The sequence below is a fragment of the Glutamicibacter sp. NPDC087673 genome (genome assembly GCF_044743255.1).
Lineage (GTDB): Bacteria > Actinomycetota > Actinomycetes > Actinomycetales > Micrococcaceae > Glutamicibacter.
The window spans coordinates 387683-411590 of sequence record NZ_JBIUWB010000004.1; the positions used below are offsets into that span (position 1 = coordinate 387683).

Sequence of the window (23908 nt, forward strand, 5' to 3'; positions counted from 1 at the left end):
CTTGGGTCATGGCGGCCCAGAGCAATGAGGCAAAGTTCATGGATTTACTGACGGGCATTGGCCTGGAACAACTGCGAATGTGGATTTGGATTCTGGTGATTGGTTTTGCCGTGGCGGCGGGGCTATGGCGGCGGCACCAGCTAGTGGCGGTCGCCCTGGCCTCGGTGCTCTTGTTCGCCGCTGCCAGCGCCGGTGCCGGGATCTATATCCTGAAGCGGCCAGGTGATCCGCGATGGACCATGGGCGAGCCTCCGGTGAATGCCCCTGATCTTTCCGGAATACCAGTTGTGGGCAAGCAACTGGCTCCCGTGGAATCTGCATTGGAATCGATTGCCGGGGGAGTGAATTCCTTCTGGGAATTCAATCAGGCCCTGCCGGTGGCCCTCGACTTCTTTGAACGCAGCGGCTGGGCCCTGCTCGCGGCCATTCCGCTGATCATCGCCATGATGATCAAGACTTTCAGGGCTGCCAGCCGCCGCAGGCAGGAACTGAAGAACCTCAGTGGTGCCGTGGCGCAACTCCAATCCGAGCTTGCCGCGATCAAGGGGAATTTGTCTGAGCAGGGCACTGCGGCCGAGGCTCCAGAACAGGGCAGCCAACGGGAGAACGCAGGCACTCGTAGATCGCGCCGGGGCGAATGAACGTTAATTAGCCAGACGCGAAACGGCGCCGGATCTGTCCTGCACTGCTGGACAAGACCGGCACCGTTCTCTGCGACCCGAGTGAGCTGGGGTAACTAGGCCAACGTCGCGGTATCGATTACGAAGCGGTAGCGGACATCGGATGCCAGCACGCGCTCGTAAGCCTCATTGATCTGCGTGGCACCGATGACCTCGATCTCTGCGCCAATGCCATGCTGGGCACAGAAATCCAGCATCTCCTGGGTTTCCTCGATGCCGCCGATCTGCGAACCTGCGAAGGAACGGCGTCCCCCGATCAGTGCGAAGGCATTGACAGGCAACGGTTCTGCCGGAGCACCAACGTTGACCATGGTGCCGTTCACGCGCAGCAGTCCGAGGTAGGCACTGACGTCGATGGAAGCGCTGACGGTGTTGATGATCAGGTCGAACTTCTTCTGCAGATCCTTGAAGGTGTTCTCATCGCTGGTGGCCCGGTAGTCGGTTGCGCCCAGCTTCAGTCCATCATCCTTCTTCTTCAGCGACTGCGACAGAACGGTGACCTCAGCGCCCATGGCACTGGCGATCTTGACCGCCATGTGGCCCAGGCCGCCGAGTCCCACGACGGCAATCTTCTTGCCCGGCCCTGCACCCCAGTGCCTCAGCGGGGAGAAGGTGGTGATGCCGGCGCAAAGCAGGGGCGCGGCAACATCCAGATCGATGCCTTCAGGAATGTTCAGGGCGAAGTTCTCGGTAACCACGACATGCGTGGCGTAGCCACCTTGGGTCATGCTGCCATCACGGTCAAGAGCACCGTAGGTACCAACACTCTGCTCGCAGAATTGCTGGTCTCCGGCAAGGCAGTTCTCGCATTCCATGCAGGAATTGACCATGCAGCCCACGCCAACGCGGTCGCCCACCTTGTGCTTGGTTACCTCTGGCCCGACTTCGGCAACGATGCCGGCAATTTCGTGGCCCGGCACTAGCGGGTAGGTCTGGTTTCCCCATTCTCCGCGCACCGTGTGGATGTCGGAGTGGCAGATGCCGGAGAACTTGATATCAATCAAGACATCGTGCGGACCTACTGCACGACGTTCAATCTGCGTCGGAATGAGTCCATCAGTCGCAGAGTGCGCTGCGTATGCATTGACCATAGTTGCCATCAGGTTTTTCCTTTGTCTTGCGGGTTGCGACTGGAAATGTTCTGGACTGCGGCGATTGCCGCGGTCCGTCAGGGCAAAGCCCATGGAGAACAACAATCGACAGGCTATGAATAATCCCGGCTGGAGAAAATTTCCTTCCGCAGGTTTCCCTGCCTAAATGAGGATCAACGCGCACCGTGCTGGTTGCGCCCGGGGATCGCCAGGGCAGCAGCGCCGCATGATCTTCGCTGGTTGCCCAGGCTGCAAGGCCGCTCTCAAACGATGAATGGCAGCGACGCAAGTGGCTGGCACGCGCCTATCGCCCAAGAACTGCGTCTTTTGCCAATTCCCGGTAGGCTAGTACCTGGGTCTGCATGTTCTATGCGGGCCCCGAAAGAAAATAACTCCCAGGGCTGACTGACCGTTGGTCCCGACCGCCAGTTTCGCGGTCCTCGGTAGTGACTTTCGCTAGGGCAAATATGCGCCTCAGCGCGGGTCTCGATCGAAGACCAGATCTGGGTAGGGCCACACGGTTCGCTCATCCACCACGTGGGAGCGATCGAAAGGAGCACCCCCTTAATGGAGGGTCCAGAAATCCAATTCGCCGAAGCACAGATCGACAACGGTCGCTACGGCACCCGCACCATTCGCTTCGAAACCGGCCGCATTGCCAAGCAGGCTGCAGGTTCGGCAATGGTCTACATCGATGACGAGACCGCACTGCTCTCGGCAACTACCGCTGGCAAGCACCCACGCGAAGGCTTCGACTTCTTCCCACTGACCGTGGACGTTGAAGAGCGCATGTACGCAGCCGGCCGCATCCCAGGCAGCTTCTTCCGCCGCGAAGGCCGCCCATCGACCGAAGCCATCCTGGCTTGCCGCCTGATGGACCGCCCACTGCGCCCAGCCTTCGTCAAGGGCCTGCGCAACGAGGTCCAGGTTGTCGTCACCGTGCTGTCCATCGAGCCAGATGAGCTGTACGACGTCGTAGCGATCAACGCTTCGTCGATGTCCACCCAGCTTTCGGGTCTGCCATTCTCCGGCCCAATCGGCGGCGTTCGCGTTGCACTGGTTGATGACGGAAACGGCGCACAGTGGGTTGCCTTCCCACGCCACTCCGAGCTGAAGAACGCTGTCTTCAACATGGTTGTTGCCGGCCGTATCGCTGGCGACGACGTTGCCATCATGATGGTGGAAGCTGAAGCTACCGACAACGCTTGGGAACTGATCAAGGAACGCGGCGTCCAGGCTCCAACCGAAGAGGTTGTCGCTGAGGGCCTTGAGGCTGCGAAGCCATTCATCAAGGTCCTGTGCGAGGCCCAGGCCGACCTGGCTGCTCGCGCTGCCAAGGAAACCGTTGAATTCCCGGTCTTCCGCGATTACGAAGAAGATGCCTTCGCCGCTGTCGAGGCTGCTGCTTCGACCCGCTTGACGGAGATCTACACCATCGCTGACAAGCAGGAGCGCGACAACGCTGCCAGCGCATACAAGGAAGAGATCGTTGCATCGCTGGCTGGCGAAGGCAACGCTTTCGCAGGCCGCGAGGGTGAAATCTCCAAGGCATTCGGCGCTGTTACCAAGCACATCGTGCGCCAGCGCATCCTGACCGACCAGATCCGCATCGACGGCCGCGGCCTTGCTGACATCCGCCAGCTCTCCGCCGAGGTCGAGGTTCTGCCTCGCGTTCACGGTTCGGCAATCTTCGAGCGTGGCGAAACCCAGATCATGGGCGTCACCACCTTGAACATGCTGAAGATGGAACAGCAGATCGACTCGCTGTCGCCGGTGAAGACCAAGCGCTACATGCACAACTACAACTTCCCTCCATACTCGACCGGTGAAACCGGCCGTGTTGGTTCGCCTAAGCGCCGCGAAATCGGCCATGGCGCACTGGCTGAGCGCGCACTGGTTCCAGTGCTGCCTAGCCGCGAGGAATTCCCATACGCAATCCGCCAGGTCTCCGAGGCATTGGGCTCCAACGGCTCGACCTCCATGGGCTCGGTTTGCGCATCGACCCTGTCGCTGCTGAACGCTGGCGTGCCACTGAAGGCTGCCGTTGCAGGCATCGCCATGGGCCTGGTTTCGGACACCGTAGACGGCGAAACCCGTTACGCTGCCCTGACCGATATCCTCGGTGCCGAAGATGCCATGGGCGACATGGACTTCAAGGTTGCAGGTACCTCCGAGTTCGTTACCGCGATCCAGCTGGACACCAAGCTGGATGGTATTCCGGCATCGGTTCTGGCCGCCGCGCTGACCCAGGCTCGCGAAGCACGCCTGCACATCCTGAACGTTCTGAACCAGGCTATCGACGCTCCGGATGAACTGAACGTCAACGCTCCACGAATCATCTCCGTGAAGATTCCAGTGGACAAGATCGGCGAGGTCATCGGCCCTAAGGGCAAGATGATCAACCAGATCCAGGAAGACACCGGCGCTGACATCTCGATCGAAGATGACGGCACCGTGCTGATCGGCGCAACCAACGGCGAGTCCGCTGAAGCTGCCCGTTCGGCCATTAACGCAATTGCCAACCCTCAGGTTCCTGAGGTCGGCGAGCGTTACCTGGGTACCGTCGTGAAGCTGACCACCTTCGGTGCGTTCGTTTCGCTGACCCCGGGCAAGGACGGACTGCTGCACATCTCCGAGCTGCGCAAGATCAACGATGGCAAGCGTGTCGAGGACGTCGAAGACGTCGTCGGCGTTGGCCAGAAGCTGCAGGTGGAGATCACCAAGATTGATGACCGCGGCAAGCTGTCGCTGGCTCCAGTCGTCGAGGAAGAAGCTGAAGAAGCAGTTGCTGCTGAGTAGCCTTTAGATTCTTGCTGAAAACCCCGATTCGCTTGGCGAATCGGGGTTTTTGCTTATTCTTGCCCGGGAGCTGGTTCCTGCCAAAGTCTTTGGCGGTCCTGGTTGGAGGCAAGGCCTGATGACACAGCCCATTGGACTCTCGCAGATCTTCTTCATATTCCAAAGCGCGTGCCGCTTGGCGGAGAGAACCTATCGCGGGGGGCTCACGCTTCCGATTCAAGAATCATCGGCAGTGCCTCGCGAGAAATTGTGCGCCAGGCATTTCCACTGCGCCACGCTGCCCTGGCTAGCTAAGGTGCTTGTCGTAGAACTCGCGCAGCTGGACGCTCTTCTGCTTGGCGATGTCATCCCATTCGTCGATCGACGCCGAATCATCCGCGTAATCGGAAGGGATCTTGAAGATCTGCAGCGGCACGTTGAAGCGCTGGCAAATGCTTGCGTAGGCGTAGCCCTCCATATCGACCAACGAGGCGCCCAAGGAGTTGATGTGGATACGCTGCTCGTCATTCGAGACGAACACATCGCCGGTAGCCATGGTGACCTGGAAATCAGGAAGCAGGATTGGACCGGTAGGGTCCACATCTGCCGAGGGCAGCGGGAAATCATGCTGGATCAGTTTGGTGATCTGGTAAATGGTGTCCAAGCTCGGACGGTCTTCACCGGCATGGCCAACAACGCCAGCGGTGCCAAGCACGACGACGTTTTCGATGTTGCCTTCAGCAAGCGCGCCAGCCAAGGCTACCGACGCATTGACCTTGCCAACACCGGAAATCAGGTGCTCGACATCTGCAAAGGCTACGGCTTCGTCTGCATGCGCAAAGACGAGCAAGGACTTCTGGTCCGACATGAACTTCCCCTCTAAAGAAATCAGTTCGGGGATTGCTGCCCCGAACGTCCTAAGAAGTCTATCGGTTACCTCCCGCGATATGCTCTCGATTCGCCAGACGGTGAGCAGATAGACTTTGCCTATGAGTGATATTGAACTTGCTGAAGTTGAAAGCTTTGCACTGGACCACACCAAGGTCAAGGCGCCGTATGTGCGCAAGATCGGGGTTGAGCACGGTCCCAAGGGAGACGCCATCTCCAACTATGACATCCGATTAGTACAGCCAAACCACGGTGAGATTCCCACGGCAGGTTTGCACACCATCGAGCACACCATGGCTGGTCTGCTGCGTACCCGCATCGATGGCCTGATCGATTTCTCGCCATTTGGCTGCCGTACCGGCTTCCACATGATCTTGTGGGGCGAGCCAACCCCAGAGGTAGTCGCCGCCGCCATCAAGAGTTCGCTGGAAGATATCGCGCAGAAGGTTACTTGGGAAGACGTACCCGGAACCGAAGCCGTCAGCTGTGGCAACTACCGCGACCATTCCCTGCACTCGGCTCGCGAGTGGGCCAAGGTCGTCCTGGAGCAGGGCATCAGCCTTGATGCATTCGATCGTTCCAAGCTTGCCTAGGCTATAGCTTGAGATCTGAAAATCCCGCGTGTTCCATTTGGAACGTGCGGGATTTTCTTGCTTAGCCGTCCCTTTGTCACGTGGAAGCGCTGGCCCTCGAAACGCAGACTCGCAGCGTCCTGTCGGCAGAATGGACGCTATGCGCAAAGTTTGCTTCATGGCCGCAGCACTAGGCGCCAGGACACTAGCTATCAGTGGATGCGTGAATTCCGATGCGGCGAGCACTGTTTATCTTGCCGGCGCATCTAGCGACCCGGAGCTGCAAACCCCAGTGCGCGCTGACGCAGAGCAGCGCGGATATCTTGACACAACGTAGTCCGCTGACCTAGCTGGAGCGTATTTGCGCAGGCCCGGTCCGAGCGCGTATTTTCCTAGAATGTGATGGCTCCGTCACCACTGGGCTATTGCTTTCAAACCGCGGTTCTATGGGAGAATGAAAGACAGTGTACTTAGCTTGAAATGGCTATTCTCGACGACTTAAGGACGTATATTCGTGGCCATGATTCCATTGCCGTTGCATTCGGTGGAGACCGCGCAGTTTTCTCCGATTGACCCGGCGGACCCGACGTTGGTCCACCGAGGCGAAGGCGGCTCTGAAGTCCGGCGCAGCATCCTGCCCGGTGGCGTACGAGTCCTGACAGAAGCGATGCCCGGACAGCGGTCCACCACAGTGGGCTTCTGGGTACCGGTCGGTTCCCGCGACGAGGAATCAGGGCACTTCGGCTCCACGCACTTCCTGGAGCACCTGCTGTTCAAGGGCACTGCCAAGCGCACTGCCTTGGAAATCGCCCAGTCCTTCGATGCCGTGGGCGGCGAATCAAACGCAGCCACCGCCAAGGAATCGACCTGCTATTACGCCCGCGTCCTGGACACGGAGCTGCCAATGGCCCTTGAGGTCATCGCCGACATGGTTACCTCTGCAGTTATCGACCCGCAGGAATTGGAACAGGAACGTGGGGTGATCATCGAAGAGCTGGCCATGGATGCAGATGACGCGATGGATGTCGCCCACGAGCGGTTCGTTGCCAATGTCTTGGGCGATCACCCATTGGGACGTCCCATTGGAGGAACTCCTGAAGAGATCATGGAGATCTCCCGCGAGGCAGTCATGGAGCACTATCGTGCGCACTACCGCCCAAGCGAGCTGATTGTTACTGCCGCCGGATCCCTGGAGCACGACAAGCTGTGCGAGCTGCTTCTCAAGGCGCTGACCGAAGCAGGCTGGGAACTGGACCCGATGGCTGTGCCAGAACCACGCCGCATGGGTGAACCAGCACAGATCACTTCGAAGGCCGGGCTGGAAGTAATCAACCGTCCGGGCGAGCAAGCCAACATCATCATGGGATGCTCCGGCATCACCGGCCATGATGACCGCCGTCAGGTTCTCGCAGTGCTGAACGCTGTTCTCGGCGGCGGCATGAGCTCAAGGTTATTCCAGGAAATTCGCGAGAAGCGTGGGCTGGTGTACTCGACCTACTCCTTCTCCGCCGCCTACACCGATGCCGGCTACTTTGGCATGTACGCGGGCTGCGCCCCGGCTAAGGCCGCTCAGGTTATCGGGCTGCTGGGGGCCGAGCTTGATCGGTTGGCCAAGGACGGCATCACCGAAACTGAATTGGCGCAGGCCAAGGGCCAGCTATCTGGTGGAACGGTGCTGGCTCTGGAGGATCCAGGAAGCCGCATGTCCCGTTTGGGCCGGGCAGAAATGATTACCGGAGAATTCCAGGACATCGATGAAGCACTGTCTCGCGTCAATGCCGTCACGGCCCAGGAGGTTCAGGATCTGGCCCAGGAACTGGCCTCCAAGGATCGAGTGATCACCGTGGTGGGACCGTTCGAAAGTGAAGCCGACTTGGGCCTCTAGAGCTGGGTGCCGTGCCCCTGGAATCGAATCCGAGGATTTCGATTCCAGGGGCATAACCGTTTTCTCTTGGTCATGCCGCGGCATCTACTAGCGCGGCAAGCTCGGGCGCATGAGAGAAATTGAACCCATGCGCACCCTGATGCATGACGGTGAGCTTGGCTTGCGGTGTTCTTGCGACCAGGCGAAGACCGAACTCCGGTGGAGACAGCGGATCCCGGGTGCCGCACACGACATCAATCGGGCACTGGACCGTACGAAGCAATTCAACGGTGGAGTAGTCCAGCATCTGGGCGCAGCTTTTGGCCCACCATGGGATGCCGCAGCGCAGGTAATCGACGAGCAATATTGCCTTCACCGAGTTCAACTCGTGCGGGAAATCTTCAAAGAGCCGACGGGCCTGCCTGAACAGCGTCGCTTCACGGTCGTTGACCGCAGGAGCTGCAATGACCAGGTGCTTGACCAGATCCGGCCACGCGCGAGCTAGCTCAATGGAAACCTGCGCGCCCATGGAATGCCCGAGGACTATAGCGTTCTCAACCTTCAGCTCGCGCAACGCCAATGCTACTTCGTGCGCGAAACGCGGTACGGTCACCGGGCGGCCATCATCCAGATTCTTGCCGTGGCCTGGAAGCTCGGGAACGATCACTCGATACTTCTTAGCCAAGATGTTGGCCAGCGGAGTGAAATAGCGGCTGGATGCTCCGAGACCATGAATCAGCACCACGTCGGGGCCATGGCCCGCGACACGAACCGAAAGCCTGGTCCTGAGGGATTCGGGCAATTGCCCAAAATAATCGTGGCGCACGCCAGCCTTTCATCGTGCGAAAAGTGCGCACACACTATCGGTAGGGAAAATCGGCACGCTCACCTGAAATGGCGAGACAGGCAAATAGGAATTAACCGCCCGCCCCGGTCGAATGCTGGGTAATAGCGGAACGAAGGTCTTCGGGGAAGAGCTCCTTCACGCCTTCCTCGTACTTGGAACCGTCATCTGGACGGCGCAGTTCCTGCCCGTCAATGCGGAATGGGAAGGCATCTGCCTGGGCAGCGGTGTCCGCCGAGTCCTGGCTATCGGGTGCGCAAGTAGCCCAGCCGTAGGTAGTGGAGTCCTCGATACGGAAAACCTCAACCTGGCAAGTCGGCGAATCGATGACCGTTCCCTGTTCTTGGACGACATCAATAATAGTTGTTCGCTCGTCATCGGAGAGGGTAATCGGTTCATCGCCTGAACCGCAGGAAGTGATTGCAAAGGCCGCGACAAGCGTTGCGCCGATGCCGAAACCAAAGCGCTTAATTTTCTGACCCATGGCTCTGCTTACTACTTGGAGACTCCTGACACATATTTTTCCCCTATTTGCTAGGCAAAACAAGTTGGGCTGACCGTAGGGAGCAAGCAGAAGCAAATATCTGGGAACTCGCCTCAGGGTATTCGCTGCAAAACTCGCGTGGGATCACGTAATCGTTGGCAAGGCAGGTGCCTGCAGGGCGATAGGCTTAAGCCCATGAGTGCACAGATCAAGGTGGCCGTGCTCGGCGCGGCCGGACGAATGGGCTCGGAAGCGGTCAAGGCCGTAACTGAGGCTGCAGACATGGAATTGGTAGCAAGCTTGGGAAGAGGCGACGATTTGTCGCAGATCCTTGAAGCCGGAGCAACGCACATCGTTGACCTTTCTGTGCCGGCATCCACCGAGGCCAATGTGCGTTTTGCCGTCGAGAACGGGCTTCATGCAGTTGTTGGCACCACTGGCTGGGATGACGATCGCCGAGCGAAGTTGGAAGAGCTGCTGGGCAAGCATCCGCAGGCAGGTGTGCTGATTGCGCCCAACTTCGCCCTGGGCTCGGTGCTCGCCAGCGCTTTCGCGGCTACGGCCGCCAAGTACTTCGAATCCGTAGAGATCATTGAGCTGCACCACCCGAATAAGGTGGACGCGCCTAGCGGCACCGCGGTGCGTACCGCTGAACTGATCGCGAAGTCGCGTGAAGCCGCTGGAGTCCCCGCGAGCCCGGACGCTACCGAGACCCAGCTCGATGGCGCCCGTGGCGCAGTCGTCGATGGAATCAACGTTCATTCGGTACGCCTGCGCGGCCTCGTAGCCCACCAGGAAGTGCTCTTTGGCGGCCCGGGGGAGCAGTTCACCTTGCGCCATGATTCCTTCGACCGTGCCTCGTTCATGCCAGGCGTCCTCCTGGGCCTGCGTACTGTCGGCTCTCGCCCGGGCCTGACCTATGGCCTTGATGGCTTCCTGGAGCTGGGCCAGTGAAAACGAAACTTTGGGTAGGCGGCATTCTGCTGCTGTTCGCGCTGTACATTGGAATGACCTTCACCCAGGCGATCCGTCTGCTGAAAACCGGGGAACTGGTCGCGCAGGTCATGGGCATTGCAATCCTGGTTATTCCTGCACTGTGCGTCTGGATCCTCATTCGCGAGGTGCTCTTCGGTCTGCGCACCGAGAAAATGGGCAAGTCCCTGGCCGCCTCAGGTGAGCTGCCAGAGGATCTTCCCCGCATGCCGTCGGGACGTTTCCTCCGTTCGGCCGCCGACGCTGATTTCCCCGTCCATCAGCAGGATGTGGAAGAGAACCCGGAATCATGGAAATCCTGGTACCGTCTGGCACTGGCGTATGAAGCCTGCGGTGACAAGCCGCGGGCCCGCAAATCCATGCGTACGGCGATCGAATTCTGGCGAGCAGACCAGAAGGTCAGCCAGTAATTGCAAAAACAGCATCATGATGATGGCCCGGACTCACGAGAGTCCGGGCCATCGCTCTAGAATTTGCTCTTCGTCTCGGGGGTGCTGTCAGCTCCGCTAAACACACGGACGCCATATTCCAAAGGGCCAGAGGCCTTGCTGAAGCCAAGCCAAATTCCGAAGATGGCCGTCGTTGCACAGAGAACCCACCAAATGGCCATTGGGTCCAGATGGTCTTTCAGCGCCGGCAGCAAGATGATGTGCCCTGCATACAGGGTCAGCGGGGCCCGGCCGGCGCCGGCCAGAATCCGGCCGAGCGCACCCAGCCGACCAATGATCAGCTGGAACAGGCCGATGATAGCGACAGCGCAGGCGGCGTTGTGCAGCGTAGAGAGCGAAGAATTGCTGTGACCGGTCGGCAGCCAGAGATAGGCTGGATTGTCCAGGAACGGATCCAGATTGGCGCCCGGCAAACGCCCGGTGGTGATCATTGTGGGAACGAGGGATAACTCCAGGCCCAGTTCACGGGCTATGAGCTCGGCATTTTGCATGCTCACCGAATGGCCCACCCATTGGGTTGCCGCCGCGATAATCGAACCGCCCAATGCAAGCAGGCTCGCAGTTCTCGTGCTGTGCAGGTTGCATCTTGCGATGGCTATTCCGAGAAGGCCGAAACCGAACCAGACCATCAATGGGTAGTATCCGGTGACCGTTAGATCCTTGAGGAGCAGTTGCGGGGTGAGAATGTCGCCGAAGCTCGGATTATGGCCCAGCGAGTCCGCAATCCAGTTGCTGGCCAGCGGTCGCCAAAGAACCGGCATAAGCAGCAGCCAAAGGGCCGAGACTACCCAAATGGTTATTCTCGACAGCTTCAGCGCCAGTGGAAGCAATAGAAACAGTAGCCCATAGTGGACAAGAATGACCGCGATGGCTTCATTTACTGACCCAATGGCCATTCCGAGCACGGCAATAATTAATGCTCTCAGCACAAGGACTGAGTAAACCTTAGGGTGGGAAAAGCCCTTTCGAGCCAAGGATTTCGAGAGCAGGACCAGGGATAAACCCGCCAGCACCATGAACAGGACAGATGCTCGGCCGGAGGCGAAAGTCCCGGTAAATGTTGGGGAGTAGGCGGGTGCGCCACTGGTTCCATAGAGCGCGAAAACGTGCGCGGCGAACATCCCGAGGATGGCGGCAAGCCGTGCCGCGTCCACCCCCAGCAACCGCTGGGAACTACCCAAATCGTTCATGGAATCATCGCACCACGAATTGCGCGGGGGATGCCATTGCAACATGCGCGAGTGTAGATTTAATGCCATGGCTACAAGTGCAATTGATAATCAGGCATACCCGTTCGGTACCGTGCTGACCGCTATGGTCACGCCCTTCGATGAAGCGGGTGAAGTCGATTACGCGATGGCTGCCAAACTGGCAACGAAGCTGGTTGATGATGGCTGCGACGGACTGGTCGTCACCGGCACCACCGGCGAGACCTCGACCCTGACCGATGAAGAGAACATCGAGATGTTCCGTACCGTCGCCGAGGCGGTGGGGGACCGTGCCGCAGTGCTGGCCGGTTCCACTACCAACGACACCCGCCACTCCATCAAGCTCTCGCTGGCTGCCAAGGAAGCGGGCGTAGACGGTGTGCTGTTGACCACCCCCTACTACAACAAGCCAAGCCAGGCTGGCGTCATCGCCCACGTCAAGGCCATCGCCGAAGCCGTTGAACTGCCCATCATGCTCTACGACATCCCGGGACGCACCGGCATCGCGCTGGCGCCCGAGACCATCATTGAACTGTCCAGGATTCCTCAGGTCATTGCGCTGAAGGATGCCAAGGCGGATTACCAGTCCACCACCACCGTGCTGGCCACAACCGATCTGCACGTGTACTCCGGCGACGATGGGCTGACTTTGCCGCTGATGGCAGCAGGTGCTGTCGGCGTGGTTTCGGTCACCGCTCACGTTGCGGCCGCTAAGTACCGTACGCTTGTTAATGCAATGCATGCAGGAGATCTGGCGACTGCACGCACCACACACTTTGAGCTGGACGCGATCCAGCGCGGCATCATGGGCCACATTCAGGGCGCCGTGGCCGCAAAATATGGACTTCACTGGCAGGGTGTCCTGCCGAACACCGTCGTCCGACTGCCGCTGTTGGCACCGTCGGACGCAGAGCTCGATGCCATCCGCGCGGACCTACGTGAAGGTGGATGGGATCTGTAACGAAAGGGACTAACCACATATGACTGAGAGTTCAGTAGGCAAGGCTGACGCTGCGCGTATGCAGACTCCGGCGAAGCTGAAGAAGGGAACAATGCGAATTGTTCCCCTCGGCGGCTTGGGCGAGGTCGGCCGAAACATGACCGTTTTCGAACTCAACGGGAAACTGTTGATCATCGACTGCGGCGTGCTCTTCCCCGAGGAGCACCAGCCTGGCGTGGATCTGATCCTGCCAGACTTCTCCTACATCAAGGACCGCTTGGACGACGTGGTGGGCCTCGTGCTGACCCACGGCCACGAGGACCACATCGGTGCTGTTCCGTACCTGTTGCGCCTGCGCGAAGACATCCCTTTGTACGGGTCGAAGCTGACCCTGGCCTTCGTCGAAGCAAAGCTGGCAGAACACCGCATCAAGGCCAACACCAATATCGTGGTGGAGGGCGAGATCGCGCAGGTTGGCAACTTCGAATGCGAGTTCGTAGCTGTGAACCACTCGATCCCGGATGCCTTGGCTGTATTCCTGCGCACCGAAGCCGGTACCGTGCTGCACACCGGCGACTTCAAGATGGACCAGCTGCCACTTGACGGCCGCATCACCGACCTGCGCCACTTCGCGCGCCTGGGCGAGGAAGGCGTGGACTTGTTCCTGCCGGACTCCACCAACGCCGAAGTTCCGGGCTTCACCGTTGCCGAACGCGAAATCGGCCCGGTACTCGAGGCAAAGTTCGCGCGCGCCCGACGCCGCATCATCGTCGCTTCGTTCTCCTCGCACGTCCACCGCGTGCAGCAGGTTCTGGACGCCGCAGCGGTGCACGGCCGCAAGGTGGCCTTCATCGGCCGCTCGATGGTGCGCAACATGGGCATCGCCGAACGCTTGGGCTACCTCGAAGTGCCACAGGGCGTCCTGGTCGACCTGAAGCAGATCGATTCGCTGCCAGACCACAAGGTCGTGCTGATGTCCACCGGTTCGCAGGGCGAGCCGATGGCTGCACTGTCCCGCATGGCCAACGGCGAGCACAAGGTCCAGATCAACCCGGGCGACACCGTCATCCTGGCCTCCAGCCTGATCCCGGGCAACGAGAACTCGGTCTTCCGCGTGATCAACGGCCTGATGCGCTTGGGCGCCGAGGTCATCCACAAGGGCATGGCCAAGGTCCACGTTTCCGGTCACGCATCGGCTGGCGAATTGCTCTACTGCTACAACATCCTGCGCCCGAAGAACGTGCTTCCGGTGCACGGCGAAACCCGCCACCTGATTGCCAACGGCCGCCTGGCCGCGCAGGCCGGTGTCCCGGAGGACAACGTGCTGCTGGCAGACGACGGCTCGGTCATCGACATGAAGGACGGCGTTGCAAAGCTCGTTGGCCAGGTCGAATGCGGCTACGTCTACGTTGACGGTTCCAAGGTCGGCACCATCACCGATGATGACCTGAAGGACCGCGTCACCCTGGGTGAAGAAGGCTTCATCTCGGTCATCACCGTGATCAACCGCCAGAACGGTACGATCATCTCCGGCCCGGACATCCACGCACGTGGTGTAGCCGAAGAGGACTCGGTCTTCAACGAGATCAAGCCGAAGATCGCAGCTGCGATTATGGAAGCGGTGGGCAACAACCCGAACCACTCCACGCACCAGCTGCAGCAGATCACGCGCCGCGTGATCGGCTCGTGGGTTTCGCGCAAGCTGCGTCGCCGCCCAATGATCGTTCCTGTAGTGCTCGAAGCCTAGGCTTCCAAAAAATATTGCCTCGAACCAATTAAGGGGCGGGTTCTAACGGTCGTCGCAACACCCTGAACAATCAGGAGTTGCGACGACCGTTAGAACCCGCCAGGTTCGAGGCAATATTTTTATGGGAAAGCAACCGCAAGGCTTGGGTCAAAGCTCAAGTGTCAGCCAAAGAAGCCAAGGTATGCAGGACTTGGCGAGTTATCGAGCTCGATTGCCGGGGCGGGACTTTGCGGCAGGATTTGCCCTGTTTGCGCGTCGACTGCAATGACGGAATCCCAGTGGTCCATATCGATCTGCTCCAGCACCTCACCGGTGCCGGCTTCCATGGAAACTGAGCCGTCCCAACCACCGGATGGGGCGACGCCTTGCTGGCCAGCGAGTGCCGGTGATGAGAGTGCCAGGGCACCAACGATTAAGGTTGCCGTCGCGATGCCTATTGAGCGTATGCGCAAGGTCTTCTCCAAATGCAGTAAAGATGATTTTCACTGACTCTACCGATGTTCCCGAAGGAAACCGGGAACCACCACGCAGCATGAAGCTGGCTATTTCCCGGCATCTGGTGCTGTCACAGCACTTTTAAGGCAGAATTGGGCTCAACGCCAGCTCAAGGAGACGAAATATGCCCGGGCATCACCCAATGGGTTGGATCGAAGCCGCTGTGGAGGAATGTGCATGATTGAGTTCGATAACGTTTCCAAGCACTATCCGGATGGCACCGTTGCCGTCAAGGATTTCAGCCTGCAAATTCCGGCACACCGCACCACAGTCTTCGTAGGTTCCTCAGGCTGCGGCAAGACAACATTGCTGCGGATGATCAACCACATGGTTGATCCGAGCAGCGGTACGCTCCGTATCGACGGCGAGGACATCGCCAGCAAGCCGGCGGTGGGCCTGCGCCGCAGCATCGGCTACGTGATGCAGAACTCCGGCCTGCTGCCTCATTTCACTGTCGCACAGAACATTGCGACCGTGCCGCGGCTCATGGGTGAAACGAGCAAGGCATCACGAGCGCGTGCCTTGGAACTGATGGGCACGGTTGGGCTGGCCGGCTCCATGGCCGACAGGTATCCGCATCAGCTCTCTGGAGGCCAGCAGCAACGCGTTGGCGTGGCACGCGGGCTGGCCGCCGATCCGAACATCCTGCTCATGGACGAGCCCTTCGGCGCAGTGGACCCTATCGTTCGCGCCGAGCTGCAAGAAGAATTGCTTCGTCTCCAAAGAGAACTCGATAAGACCATAGTCTTTGTCACCCACGATATTGATGAAGCCTTCCTCCTGGGGGACCAGGTGGTAATTCTGGCGGCGGGCGCACAGAAGCTCCAGGTCGGCAGCCCCAGCGAGATCATTGAAAATCCAGCCAATGATTTTGTCGCCTCCTTCATTGGCGCGCAGCGTGGGGCACGGGCGCTGAGCTTGAAGCAGACGGAGCACGGAACCGTCCTGGTTGATGCGCAAGGCCGGACCCAAGGCAAGCTGGTCGAGGATGGGTCTGTCCAGTGAACTGGGTCCTGGAAAATCTCGGACTCATTGGTTCGCTATCGCTGGAGCACCTGCGCCAGTCCCTGATAGCAATCATTCTCGGATTCATCCTGTCGATTCCGCTGGGTTGGGTGGCCTGGCGCTACAAACTGGTGCGCGGACCGGTCGTGAGCATCACCGGATTGCTCTACACGATCCCTTCGCTGGCTCTGCTGATGATCCTGCCCGTACTCACCGGGATGAGCGCGATCAGCGAAGCCAATCTCATTCTCGCCTTGGCGATCTACGCGATAGCGATCATGGTGCGCAGCGTGGTCGATGGGCTGAACTCGGTGGACCCGGCAACCAGGTCGGCCGCAACTGCCATGGGCTACGGATCGGCACGCCGTTTCTTCGCAGTCGACCTTCCCTTGGCCGGTCCCGTAGTTCTGGCTGGGCTGCGCGTGACCGCGGTCAGCACCATCTCGCTGGCAACGGTCGGCATCCTGGTTGGGGTAACCAACTTGGGCTACCTATTCACCAACGGTCTGCAGCGTCGCATCATTGAAGAAGTCCTGGCGGGGATCATCGCGGTGGCAGTGATCGCGCTGCTCGTTGACCTGTTGTTGCTCTTGGCCGGCCGTTGGCTGATGCCTTGGGCTGCAACGAACACCAGGCAAAAACGAACTGCAGCGCAGGCGTCCACGCAGAAGGTGTCCTCATGAATCTGATTTCCGATGCGCTGGCGTGGATCTTCGCTCCCGAGCAGTGGCAGGGCGATGGGGGACTGGCTAGCCTGCTGGGGCAGCACTTGCTGTTCACCGTGCTTGCTGTGCTAATTGCTAGCGCGATTGCCATCCCTGCGGGATGGGCCATTGGCCACACCGGGCGAGGAAGGGAATTGGCCGTCGGGCTGGCCGGCGTTGCGCGTGCGGTGCCATCCTTCGGCCTGCTGATTCTGCTGGTGCTGCTTCTGGGAGTTCTGCACAAGCCAGAAGCGGCCATGCTGACCTTCGTCGTGCTGGCAATTCCATCACTGCTGGCCGGAGCCTATACCGGCTTCGAAGCAATTGACCGCAAAACCATCGATGCTGCCCGGGCCATGGGGATGACCGAATGGCAGATCCTCGTCAAAGTCGAGATCCCACTGGGACTTGCGCTGCTCGTAGGCGGGATCCGCTCCGCCGTTCTTCAAGTAGTCGCCACCGTTACTGTTGCCGCCTACGTAAATCTCGGCGGCCTGGGACTGCCCATCATCACCGGTCTGAACCTGCGGCGCTTCGACATGGTCCTGGGCGGCGCCTTGATGGTTGCCGCGCTGGCCTTGGTGCTGGATTTGGCATTTGCCATCGCGCAGAAAGCGGCTGTGCCCCACGGGCTGGGCGTGCCCTCGAAGAAGAAGAAAACTTACCAAGATACCGATGACTCAATCACCCGCGAAAGGGAAATGTCATGAGAACCAAGAAGATATTGTCCACGAGTGCTCTCGTGCTGGCCGGAAGCCTCGCACTCGCTGGATGCTCCGGTGCGGATCCGTTGGCCACCGAAAGCGATGCCACCCGGGAGGGTGGGGAAGCGATCGTTGTCGGTTCGCAGGCCTACTATTCCAATGAAATCGTTGCTGAGATCTATGCCCAGGCGCTTGAGGGAGCCGGCATGGAAGTGGAACGGAAATTCAGCATCGGGCAGCGCGATGCCTACATGCCCCAGCTGGAAGACGGCAGCATTGATGTCTTCCCTGAATACACCGGCAACCTGCTGCAGTTCTACAAGGAAGACACCGAAGCACGCTCCGCCGATGAGGTGTACAGCGAGCTGAAGGAATCCTTGCCGGATTCGCTGGCCGTGCTCGAAGCCGCGCCAGCTTCGGATCAGGACTCCTACACGGTGACCAAGGAATTCGCTGAAGCCAATAAGCTTGCGAGCATCGAGGATCTGGCCGGCATTTCCGAACCCTTGACCGTGGGCGGCCCGCCTGAATTGGCGCAACGCCCCTATGGACCCAAGGGCTTGGAGAGCGCATATGGCGTCAAGGCCGAATTCTCGGCAACTGGCGACACGACCGTTGAAGACCTGGCCGCCGGCACGGTGAATGTCGCCAACGTCTTTACCGCGGATCCGCGGATCCAGACGGAGGACTTGGTAGTCCTTGAAGACCCGAAGTCGCTATTCCTGGCATCGAATGTGGTGCCATTGGTGGCCGCTGATCAATCCGGGGAATTGGCAGAAGTCCTGAATCCGGTCAGCGAAAAACTGACAGCGCAGGTTCTGGTGGACCTCAACGTGCAGAGCACCGTGGACAAGAAGTCTGCCGCCGACATCGCTTCGGCATGGCTGACTTCCGAGGGGCTGTAGCCCGGCAAGCCAGCATAAGAACATAGCTTCACCGCAGCCGCACCGCCCACGCAATGACGGGCAGTGCGGCTGCTTTTCCTTGTCCGGAAACGGCAGCGGCTTGGCTGAGGGGTATTCCGTGGCTTGCTCGTTTTGACAATTGATAATGATTCTCATTAGTGTTTAGCTCTGTTGGCAGAGGAGCTCGCCGGATCTCGGCGGCCGAGGCCTGCCCGCCATGAATGGAGCACTGATAGATGAAAAAACTCAATCCCTGGAAGTTGGCCGTGCCGGTTGCCATCCTGGCCCTGGCCACCGGATGCGGCGCGCCAGCCGGATCTGCCAGCGGTGCACCGCAGGGCACCGGCGCCAAGAGCATTTCCCTGGACAGTTGCGGAAGGCAGGTCGTCTTCGACAAGGCGCCGGACAGCGTTCTTGCAGTCGGGTCCGAAGCCCCGGCCCTGCTGGCCGCCGCTGGAGCGGGAGACAAGCTCACGCACTACGCAGGCAGCTGGCAGGTGCCTTTCGACGAAGAAACCATGGCGGCAGTGCGCAACGCGGAGCGGATTACCGAGGACTCGCATGATGTCTCCTACGAAATGATCCTGGACTCGGGAGCAGACGTGGTGATCGGCACCGATATCGCTGCTGGAATCGATCTCGACTCGTTGGCTGAACGCCTGGAAAGCGCCGGAGTGAAGATGCTGACCGTCAGCGGATATTGCGCCGGATTCGAGGATCGATCCACCGGCGGGCTGAGCGGCTTCGACCAGATCTACAAGGACGTCCAGTCCTACGGCCAGCTCTTCGGCACCGAGCAGGCGGCCGAGGACTCCGTGCAGCAGATGCGAGCACGCGTCGAGCAAGCCGCGCGCAGCGTCAAGCAGGAAAGCCAGCAGCGCGGGATGCCGCTGTACGTGCCCACCGCAGGCACCTTGGGATCCTACGGCCATGAATCGCTGGTTGCCGAGCAGATGGAACTGCTTGGCCTTCAGAACGTCTTCAACGACGTGCCCAAGCGCTACTTCGAGCCCTCCACCGAAGAACTCGTGAACAGCGGCGCCGACAAGGTCTTCGCCATGTACCTGCCGACAGGCTCCTCGAACTTGGAAACCGACCAGCAGGTCATCGAGGCGCTGCGCGACCGCCCCGAATTGGCCGGATTGCCCGCCATCGAGCAGGACAGCGCCATCGTGCCGCTGAACTACTACTATTCCTCGCCCGGTCCGCTGGCAGTGGACGGGGTCGAGCTGATCGCCGACCGGCTGGCCCGTTGATGAGCCAGCCAGCCGCGCTGCGCCGGCAAGCGGCCTCATCGCGCCGCGTGGCCCGCCCGGGGCACGGACGCGGCCCCAACCGCGGCCTGGTCCGGGGCGCCACCCCCGTGGAATTCGTCAAGCTCAGTCCGGCATCGAATACCACCGTGCTGGTGACCAGCCGGCACCCCGCGGCGCACTACCGCAGCATCGCTGACCGGCTGCTGCGCGCCGAGCATGTGCACGCCGAGCAAGTCGGGTTCATCCTGCCTCCCAGCTCGCCCCGGGCCCAGGCCCGGCTGCACATGGCCGGTGGCGAATTCTGCGCCAATGCCGCGATGTCGCTGGCCGCGCTGCAGGCCGCGCGCCGCGCCCGCAGCGGCCCGCTTGAGCTGCTGATCGAAGCCTCCGGCGCCGCGCAACTGCTGGGCTGCCGGGTCGAGCCGGCCGGTGCCGCCTACCGCTGCCAGCTGAAAATGCCCTGGCCGCTGCGCATCGACCCGTACCCGTTCCCGGGCGTCGCCGGCGCCGGGCTGGTGCGCTACGCCGATGCGGTGCACCTGGTCGCCGAATGCGACGGCTCGGATCCGAAGCTGCGCGGGCATGCGCAGCGACTGGCCCTGGACCTGGGCGCCAGCGAAGCGGTGTCCGTCGTGGGCATCATGCTCTACGATCCGGACCGCGGGCAGCTGGCCCCGCTGGTCAGCGTCCCGGCGCTGGGCAGCCTCATCTGGGAGGGCAGCTGCGGCTCGGGAAGCGCCGCGCTGGGCGCCTACCTGGCAGCGAAAACCGGGGCTCCGGTCAATGCCAGCGTGAAACAGCCCGGAGGCACCGTGCAGGTGCACGCCGATGGCAGCCGCGCCAAGGCCACCGCGCTGCAGATCAGCACCGAAGTAAGCATCGTGGCCGAAGGGACTGCATATATCCATGACTGAAACACCACTGGCCACCCAGGCCGCCGCCGCCGGCCTGGCCGGCGTGCTGCACGGCTACCTCGGACTGTTCGCCGAAGCCGCCCGAGACTATGACGGATCGACGCGGCACGCGGCGGCGCTCGAAGAGCTGCTGGCCGGCTATGCGCAGCTGGTCACCGACCCGGCCAATGAACCGGGCTATGCCCAGATGGCCGCCACCGACCAGGGCACGGCGCTGGTGGCGGCGCTGCGCACCGAATCGGCGCGCTGCGTCGCGGTCATCGAGAAGTACCGGGCGCTGCGCCTGCTCGAAGGCCGCAGCGGAGCCGAGGGCTACTTCGCCAACATCGAATCGTGCATCGCCGGGGAATTCGGCGCCGTCGCCCCGGACTCCAGCTCCAAGGTGCTGCTGGTCGGTTCGGGTTCCTTCCCGATGACCCTGCTGAACCTGGCCTCGCGCACCGGGGCCAGCGCCGTGGGGATCGACATCGATCCCGAAGCGCTGGAGCTGGGCCGCCGGGTCGTGGCGCAGCTGGGGCAGGGCCTGGATATCGGCCTGCAGGGCGATCAAATCCACCAGCTGGACTTCCTGCCGCAGGCCACGCACATCGTCTTCAGCTCCACGGTGGCCGTGAAATACGAGCTGCTGCACCAGCTGCACGCGCGCACCCGGCAGGACGTGGTGGTCGCGATGCGCTTCGGCGACGGGCTGAAGTCGCTGTTCAACTACCCGATGCAACCAGTGGACCCCCGGCGGTGGCAGCTGGACGGAACGATCCGCCAGCCCGGGCAGGTCTTCGACATCGCGCTGTACACCAAGGCGCGCACGAGAACGGAAAGCAATTAACCCATGGATGATCTGGGAAATATCCTCATTGCCGGAACCGGACCGGTTGCGGTGCAAAGCGCCGTGCTGCTCGGGGCGCTGCCCGGGGAACTGGGCATTGCCGGGCGCGCCTCGCAGCGCTGCGCCGCCTTCTTCGACGCGCTGGAGGCCAACGCCGGCACCGCCCGCGTCCAGGTGCAAAACCCCTCCCATGCCGCACTGGCCGGGCAGGTGCGCATCGAGCACCGCTACCGCGGCTACCAGCAGGTGCGCGGCGGCTGGGACACCCTGGTGCTGGCGGCCACCGCCGACGCCTACCTGCCGGTGCTGCGCGAACTGCCGCCGGTGGTGCTCGCATCGCTGGCGCGGATCGTGCTGCTCTCGCCCACGCTGGGCTCGGCGGCACTGGTGCGCGAATTCGCCCGCCGCAGCGGCACCAACCCGGAAATCATCAGCTTCTCCAGCTATCTGGGGGACACCCGGCAGGTGGAGGGGACCGGCGGAGCGCTGGTGCTGACCGCCGGCGCCAAGGCCCGCATCTACGCCGGCTCCACCGGCGGGGCCACGCCCGCGCTGCAGCGGCTGCGTGCGGTGCATGCCGCGGCCGGCACCGAAGTGCAGCTGGCGGGATCGCCGGTTGAAGCCGAGGCGCGGAACATGTCGCTGTACGTGCATCCGGCCCTGTTCTTCAACGAGCAGGCGCTGCGCGCGGTCTTCGCTCCCGCCCCGCCCGTCCAGTACGTCTACAAGCTCTATCCCGAAGGCCCGGTCACCCCGGCGCTGATCCACTCCATGGCCGAGGCCTGGCGGGAACTGTCGGCCATCACCGCCGCACTGGGCGGCCAGCCGGTCAACCTGCTGGCCTTCATGCTCGATGACGGGTATCCGGTGCACCCCCAGAGCATCGACCCGGGGAAAGCAGCCAGCTTCGAGCAGCTGCCGGCCATCGAGCAGGAGTACCTGCTCTACGTGCGCTACGCCTCGCTGCTCATCGACCCCTTCTCGCAGCCCGACGCGCAGGGCCGCTACTTCGACTTCTCGGCCATCGCCTTCCGCCCGGTCTTCCGCAATGACCAGGGCCAGTGGGATGTGCCGCGGATGCCCAAGGAAGACTACTACCGCACCAGGATCATCGCCGGCCTGGCCCGGGAACTGGCCGTGCCCTGCCCGATGATCGACGCGCTGCTCGCCGCCTACGAAGACGCCCTGGTGCAAGCGGCCTCGGCCCGGGAAGGCCAGGGCTGCTCGCCGGCCTTCGCGGTGCAGGATTTCGCCGAGGACCTGGCCATGATCAGCGCCGGAATCGGGAGTGCGGCATGAGCCAGCCAGAAGTCGAAACAGCGCAGCAGCTGCCCAGCGAACGGCGCATCATCGCCGAGATCTGGCCGGCGCTGCTGGCCTCGGCGCTGGGCCTGCTGCCCTTCACGGTGCTGAGCACCTTCCTGGTGCCCATCGCCGACTGGGCCGGGGCCGGCTATGCCGAAACCGGCACCCTGCGCGGGCTGGCCGGCGTCGGCGCGGTGCTCGCCGGGGTTGCGCTGGCCCCGCTGATCGGGCGCATCGCCCCGGGCACCGTGGCCGCCGCGGCGCTGGGGCTGATGGGCGCCGCCGCCATCGCGGGGACCTTCTCGGGCCTGGCGGCTCTGGCAGTTTTCTGCCTGGCCACCGGGGTGTCCAACGCGCTGCTCTACCCGGCGCTGTCAACCGCGGCCGCGGACCGCTTCGGCACCACCCCGGCCGCGGGCCGGGCAGCCACCTTGGTGATGACGGCCCAGACCCTGGCCTCCACGATCGGCGCGCCGCTGCTGGTGCTGCCGGCGATGTTCTGGGGCTGGCAGGGAAACCTGGTCGCCATCGCCGCCATCAGCATCGCCCTGATCCCGGCGGTGCTGCGCTACGGCCGCCGCGGCGCCGGGCACTGCTCGGCAGACCCGGCTCCGGCTCCAGCCCGGCTGGGCTACCTGGCTGCCTTCCGCACCCTGGCCGGCGTGCCCGGAGCCCGGGCGCTGCTGCTGGTCTCCTTCGGCCGCGCCGGCGCCTTCATGGGGCACCTGGCCTTCCTGGCCCCGCTGTACGCGGAGAAGTTCGCGCTGACCGCCAGCTGGTTCGCGTTCATCTGGTCGGTCAGCGGCGGGGCCTTCTTCCTGGGGCACCTGCTGGCCGGGCGGATGCTCAACGCCGGGGATTCGCAGCGGCGCACCCGTGCGGTGATGGTTTTCAGCCTGGGCATTTCGCTGGTGGCGCTGTTCGGCGTCTACCTCTCACCGGTGCTGCCGCTGGCGGTGGCCGGCACGGCGCTGCTTTCGGCTAGCCACGCGGTGGTCGCGGCCGCCGTGATGAGCCTGCTGGTGAGCCGTTGCACGCAGGTGCGCGGCACCGCGCTGAGCCTGAACGCGGCCGGCATGTCCCTGGGCCTGTTCCTGGGCACAGCAGCCTCCGGAGCGGCGCTGGCCGCCGCCGGATACCTGGCCGCCGCTGCCGTGCTTGGCGCATTGACCCTGATTGCGCTGGGTGCCGCACTGGGCCTGCGCACCGATTCCATTGGCGAAACCCCCGAAAGGCAGCCATGACCCCGTTGGAAC

Annotated in this window: 23 protein-coding genes; 17 read left to right on the forward strand and 6 right to left on the reverse strand. The window is 61.8% G+C overall.

The features are described from left to right. Window positions 1-38 precede the first annotated feature (38 nt). Entirely contained in the window at window positions 39-641 is a 603-nt protein-coding gene (locus tag ACIOTL_RS11980; protein WP_133832980.1) for a hypothetical protein, read from the forward strand. Between the two features lie 95 nt (window positions 642-736). Here the strand turns inward: ACIOTL_RS11980 and ACIOTL_RS11985 are convergent, their stop codons facing one another. Then, entirely contained in the window at window positions 737-1780 is a 1044-nt protein-coding gene (locus ACIOTL_RS11985; protein WP_332486506.1) for an NAD(P)-dependent alcohol dehydrogenase, read from the reverse strand. A 558-nt stretch (window positions 1781-2338) separates the two neighbouring features. Between ACIOTL_RS11985 and ACIOTL_RS11990 the strand changes: the two genes are divergently transcribed. Continuing rightward, on the forward strand, window positions 2339-4570 hold the full coding sequence (locus ACIOTL_RS11990) for a polyribonucleotide nucleotidyltransferase (RefSeq protein ID WP_332731277.1): 2232 nt from the start codon (window positions 2339-2341) through the stop codon (window positions 4568-4570). Between the two features lie 286 nt (window positions 4571-4856). On the opposite strand, the gene ACIOTL_RS11995 is transcribed toward ACIOTL_RS11990, so the two are convergent. Next, window positions 4857-5417 (reverse strand): purine-nucleoside phosphorylase, encoded by a 561-nt coding sequence (locus ACIOTL_RS11995; protein WP_400342822.1) that lies wholly within the window; start codon window positions 5415-5417, stop codon window positions 4857-4859. 121 nt (window positions 5418-5538) lie between these two features. Between ACIOTL_RS11995 and ACIOTL_RS12000 the strand changes: the two genes are divergently transcribed. Together ACIOTL_RS12000 and ACIOTL_RS12005 are read left to right on the forward strand one after the other, a co-directional pair. After that, window positions 5539-6030, forward strand: a complete 492-nt coding sequence (locus ACIOTL_RS12000) for an S-ribosylhomocysteine lyase (RefSeq protein ID WP_105658194.1) — start codon at window positions 5539-5541, stop codon at window positions 6028-6030. A gap of 493 nt (window positions 6031-6523) precedes the next feature. Continuing rightward, the gene (locus tag ACIOTL_RS12005; RefSeq protein WP_286134282.1) at window positions 6524-7894 is read left to right on the forward strand and encodes a pitrilysin family protein; all 1371 of its coding nucleotides are present in this window, start codon (window positions 6524-6526) and stop codon (window positions 7892-7894) included. A 70-nt stretch (window positions 7895-7964) separates the two neighbouring features. Here ACIOTL_RS12005 and ACIOTL_RS12010 read toward each other — a convergent pair whose 3' ends face one another. Both ACIOTL_RS12010 and ACIOTL_RS12015 read right to left on the reverse strand, forming a co-directional pair. Next, complete coding sequence (locus tag ACIOTL_RS12010; RefSeq protein ID WP_166650647.1) at window positions 7965-8675, reverse strand: alpha/beta fold hydrolase; 711 nt, start codon at window positions 8673-8675, stop codon at window positions 7965-7967. A 115-nt stretch (window positions 8676-8790) separates the two neighbouring features. Next, the gene (locus ACIOTL_RS12015; RefSeq protein WP_400342824.1) at window positions 8791-9201 is read right to left on the reverse strand and encodes a hypothetical protein; all 411 of its coding nucleotides are present in this window, start codon (window positions 9199-9201) and stop codon (window positions 8791-8793) included. A 195-nt stretch (window positions 9202-9396) separates the two neighbouring features. Between ACIOTL_RS12015 and dapB the strand changes: the two genes are divergently transcribed. After that, complete coding sequence (dapB, locus tag ACIOTL_RS12020) at window positions 9397-10155, forward strand: 4-hydroxy-tetrahydrodipicolinate reductase (RefSeq protein WP_400342826.1); 759 nt, start codon at window positions 9397-9399, stop codon at window positions 10153-10155. Next, window positions 10152-10604 carry a tetratricopeptide repeat protein gene (locus ACIOTL_RS12025; RefSeq protein WP_400342827.1) on the forward strand — a complete coding sequence of 151 codons (453 nt, stop codon included), beginning with the start codon at window positions 10152-10154 and terminating at the stop codon, window positions 10602-10604. The genes dapB and ACIOTL_RS12025 overlap by 4 nt, the downstream gene beginning before the upstream one ends. Window positions 10605-10660: 56 nt before the next feature. On the opposite strand, the gene ACIOTL_RS12030 is transcribed toward ACIOTL_RS12025, so the two are convergent. After that, complete coding sequence (locus ACIOTL_RS12030; protein ID WP_400342828.1) at window positions 10661-11833, reverse strand: heparan-alpha-glucosaminide N-acetyltransferase domain-containing protein; 1173 nt, start codon at window positions 11831-11833, stop codon at window positions 10661-10663. Between the two features lie 67 nt (window positions 11834-11900). Here ACIOTL_RS12030 and dapA point away from each other — a divergent pair, with 67 nt between their 5' ends. Then, window positions 11901-12812 carry a 4-hydroxy-tetrahydrodipicolinate synthase gene (gene dapA / locus ACIOTL_RS12035; RefSeq protein ID WP_400342829.1) on the forward strand — a complete coding sequence of 304 codons (912 nt, stop codon included), beginning with the start codon at window positions 11901-11903 and terminating at the stop codon, window positions 12810-12812. A gap of 19 nt (window positions 12813-12831) precedes the next feature. Then, the gene (locus tag ACIOTL_RS12040; protein WP_105658187.1) at window positions 12832-14538 is read left to right on the forward strand and encodes a ribonuclease J; all 1707 of its coding nucleotides are present in this window, start codon (window positions 12832-12834) and stop codon (window positions 14536-14538) included. A gap of 161 nt (window positions 14539-14699) precedes the next feature. Here the strand turns inward: ACIOTL_RS12040 and ACIOTL_RS12045 are convergent, their stop codons facing one another. Beyond that, window positions 14700-14990 carry a hypothetical protein gene (locus ACIOTL_RS12045; protein WP_400342830.1) on the reverse strand — a complete coding sequence of 97 codons (291 nt, stop codon included), beginning with the start codon at window positions 14988-14990 and terminating at the stop codon, window positions 14700-14702. Between the two features lie 220 nt (window positions 14991-15210). Here ACIOTL_RS12045 and ACIOTL_RS12050 point away from each other — a divergent pair, with 220 nt between their 5' ends. From ACIOTL_RS12050 to ACIOTL_RS12090, 9 genes are all read left to right on the forward strand, one after another. Then, window positions 15211-16038: an ABC transporter ATP-binding protein gene (locus tag ACIOTL_RS12050; RefSeq protein WP_400342831.1), complete on the forward strand. Its 828-nt coding sequence runs from the start codon at window positions 15211-15213 to the stop codon at window positions 16036-16038. Beyond that, window positions 16035-16721 (forward strand): ABC transporter permease, encoded by a 687-nt coding sequence (locus ACIOTL_RS12055; RefSeq protein WP_400342833.1) that lies wholly within the window; start codon window positions 16035-16037, stop codon window positions 16719-16721. The genes ACIOTL_RS12050 and ACIOTL_RS12055 overlap by 4 nt, the downstream gene beginning before the upstream one ends. Then, on the forward strand, window positions 16718-17452 hold the full coding sequence (locus ACIOTL_RS12060; RefSeq protein WP_400342834.1) for an ABC transporter permease: 735 nt from the start codon (window positions 16718-16720) through the stop codon (window positions 17450-17452). The genes ACIOTL_RS12055 and ACIOTL_RS12060 overlap by 4 nt, the downstream gene beginning before the upstream one ends. After that, on the forward strand, window positions 17449-18351 hold the full coding sequence (locus ACIOTL_RS12065; RefSeq protein WP_400290449.1) for an ABC transporter substrate-binding protein: 903 nt from the start codon (window positions 17449-17451) through the stop codon (window positions 18349-18351). The genes ACIOTL_RS12060 and ACIOTL_RS12065 overlap by 4 nt, the downstream gene beginning before the upstream one ends. Before the next feature lie 236 nt (window positions 18352-18587). Beyond that, window positions 18588-19607 carry an ABC transporter substrate-binding protein gene (locus ACIOTL_RS12070; RefSeq protein WP_332594695.1) on the forward strand — a complete coding sequence of 340 codons (1020 nt, stop codon included), beginning with the start codon at window positions 18588-18590 and terminating at the stop codon, window positions 19605-19607. Next, window positions 19607-20521, forward strand: coding sequence for a hypothetical protein (locus ACIOTL_RS12075; RefSeq protein ID WP_400342836.1), 915 nt, complete (start codon window positions 19607-19609; stop codon window positions 20519-20521). The genes ACIOTL_RS12070 and ACIOTL_RS12075 overlap by 1 nt, the downstream gene beginning before the upstream one ends. Then, entirely contained in the window at window positions 20514-21347 is an 834-nt protein-coding gene (locus tag ACIOTL_RS12080) for a class I SAM-dependent methyltransferase (protein ID WP_400342838.1), read from the forward strand. Before ACIOTL_RS12075 ends, ACIOTL_RS12080 begins: the two co-directional genes overlap by 8 nt. 3 nt (window positions 21348-21350) lie before the next feature. After that, the gene (locus tag ACIOTL_RS12085) at window positions 21351-22646 is read left to right on the forward strand and encodes an opine metallophore biosynthesis dehydrogenase (protein ID WP_400342840.1); all 1296 of its coding nucleotides are present in this window, start codon (window positions 21351-21353) and stop codon (window positions 22644-22646) included. Next, window positions 22643-23896, forward strand: coding sequence for an MFS transporter (locus ACIOTL_RS12090; protein ID WP_400342842.1), 1254 nt, complete (start codon window positions 22643-22645; stop codon window positions 23894-23896). The genes ACIOTL_RS12085 and ACIOTL_RS12090 overlap by 4 nt, the downstream gene beginning before the upstream one ends. Window positions 23897-23908: the final 12 nt, after the last annotated feature.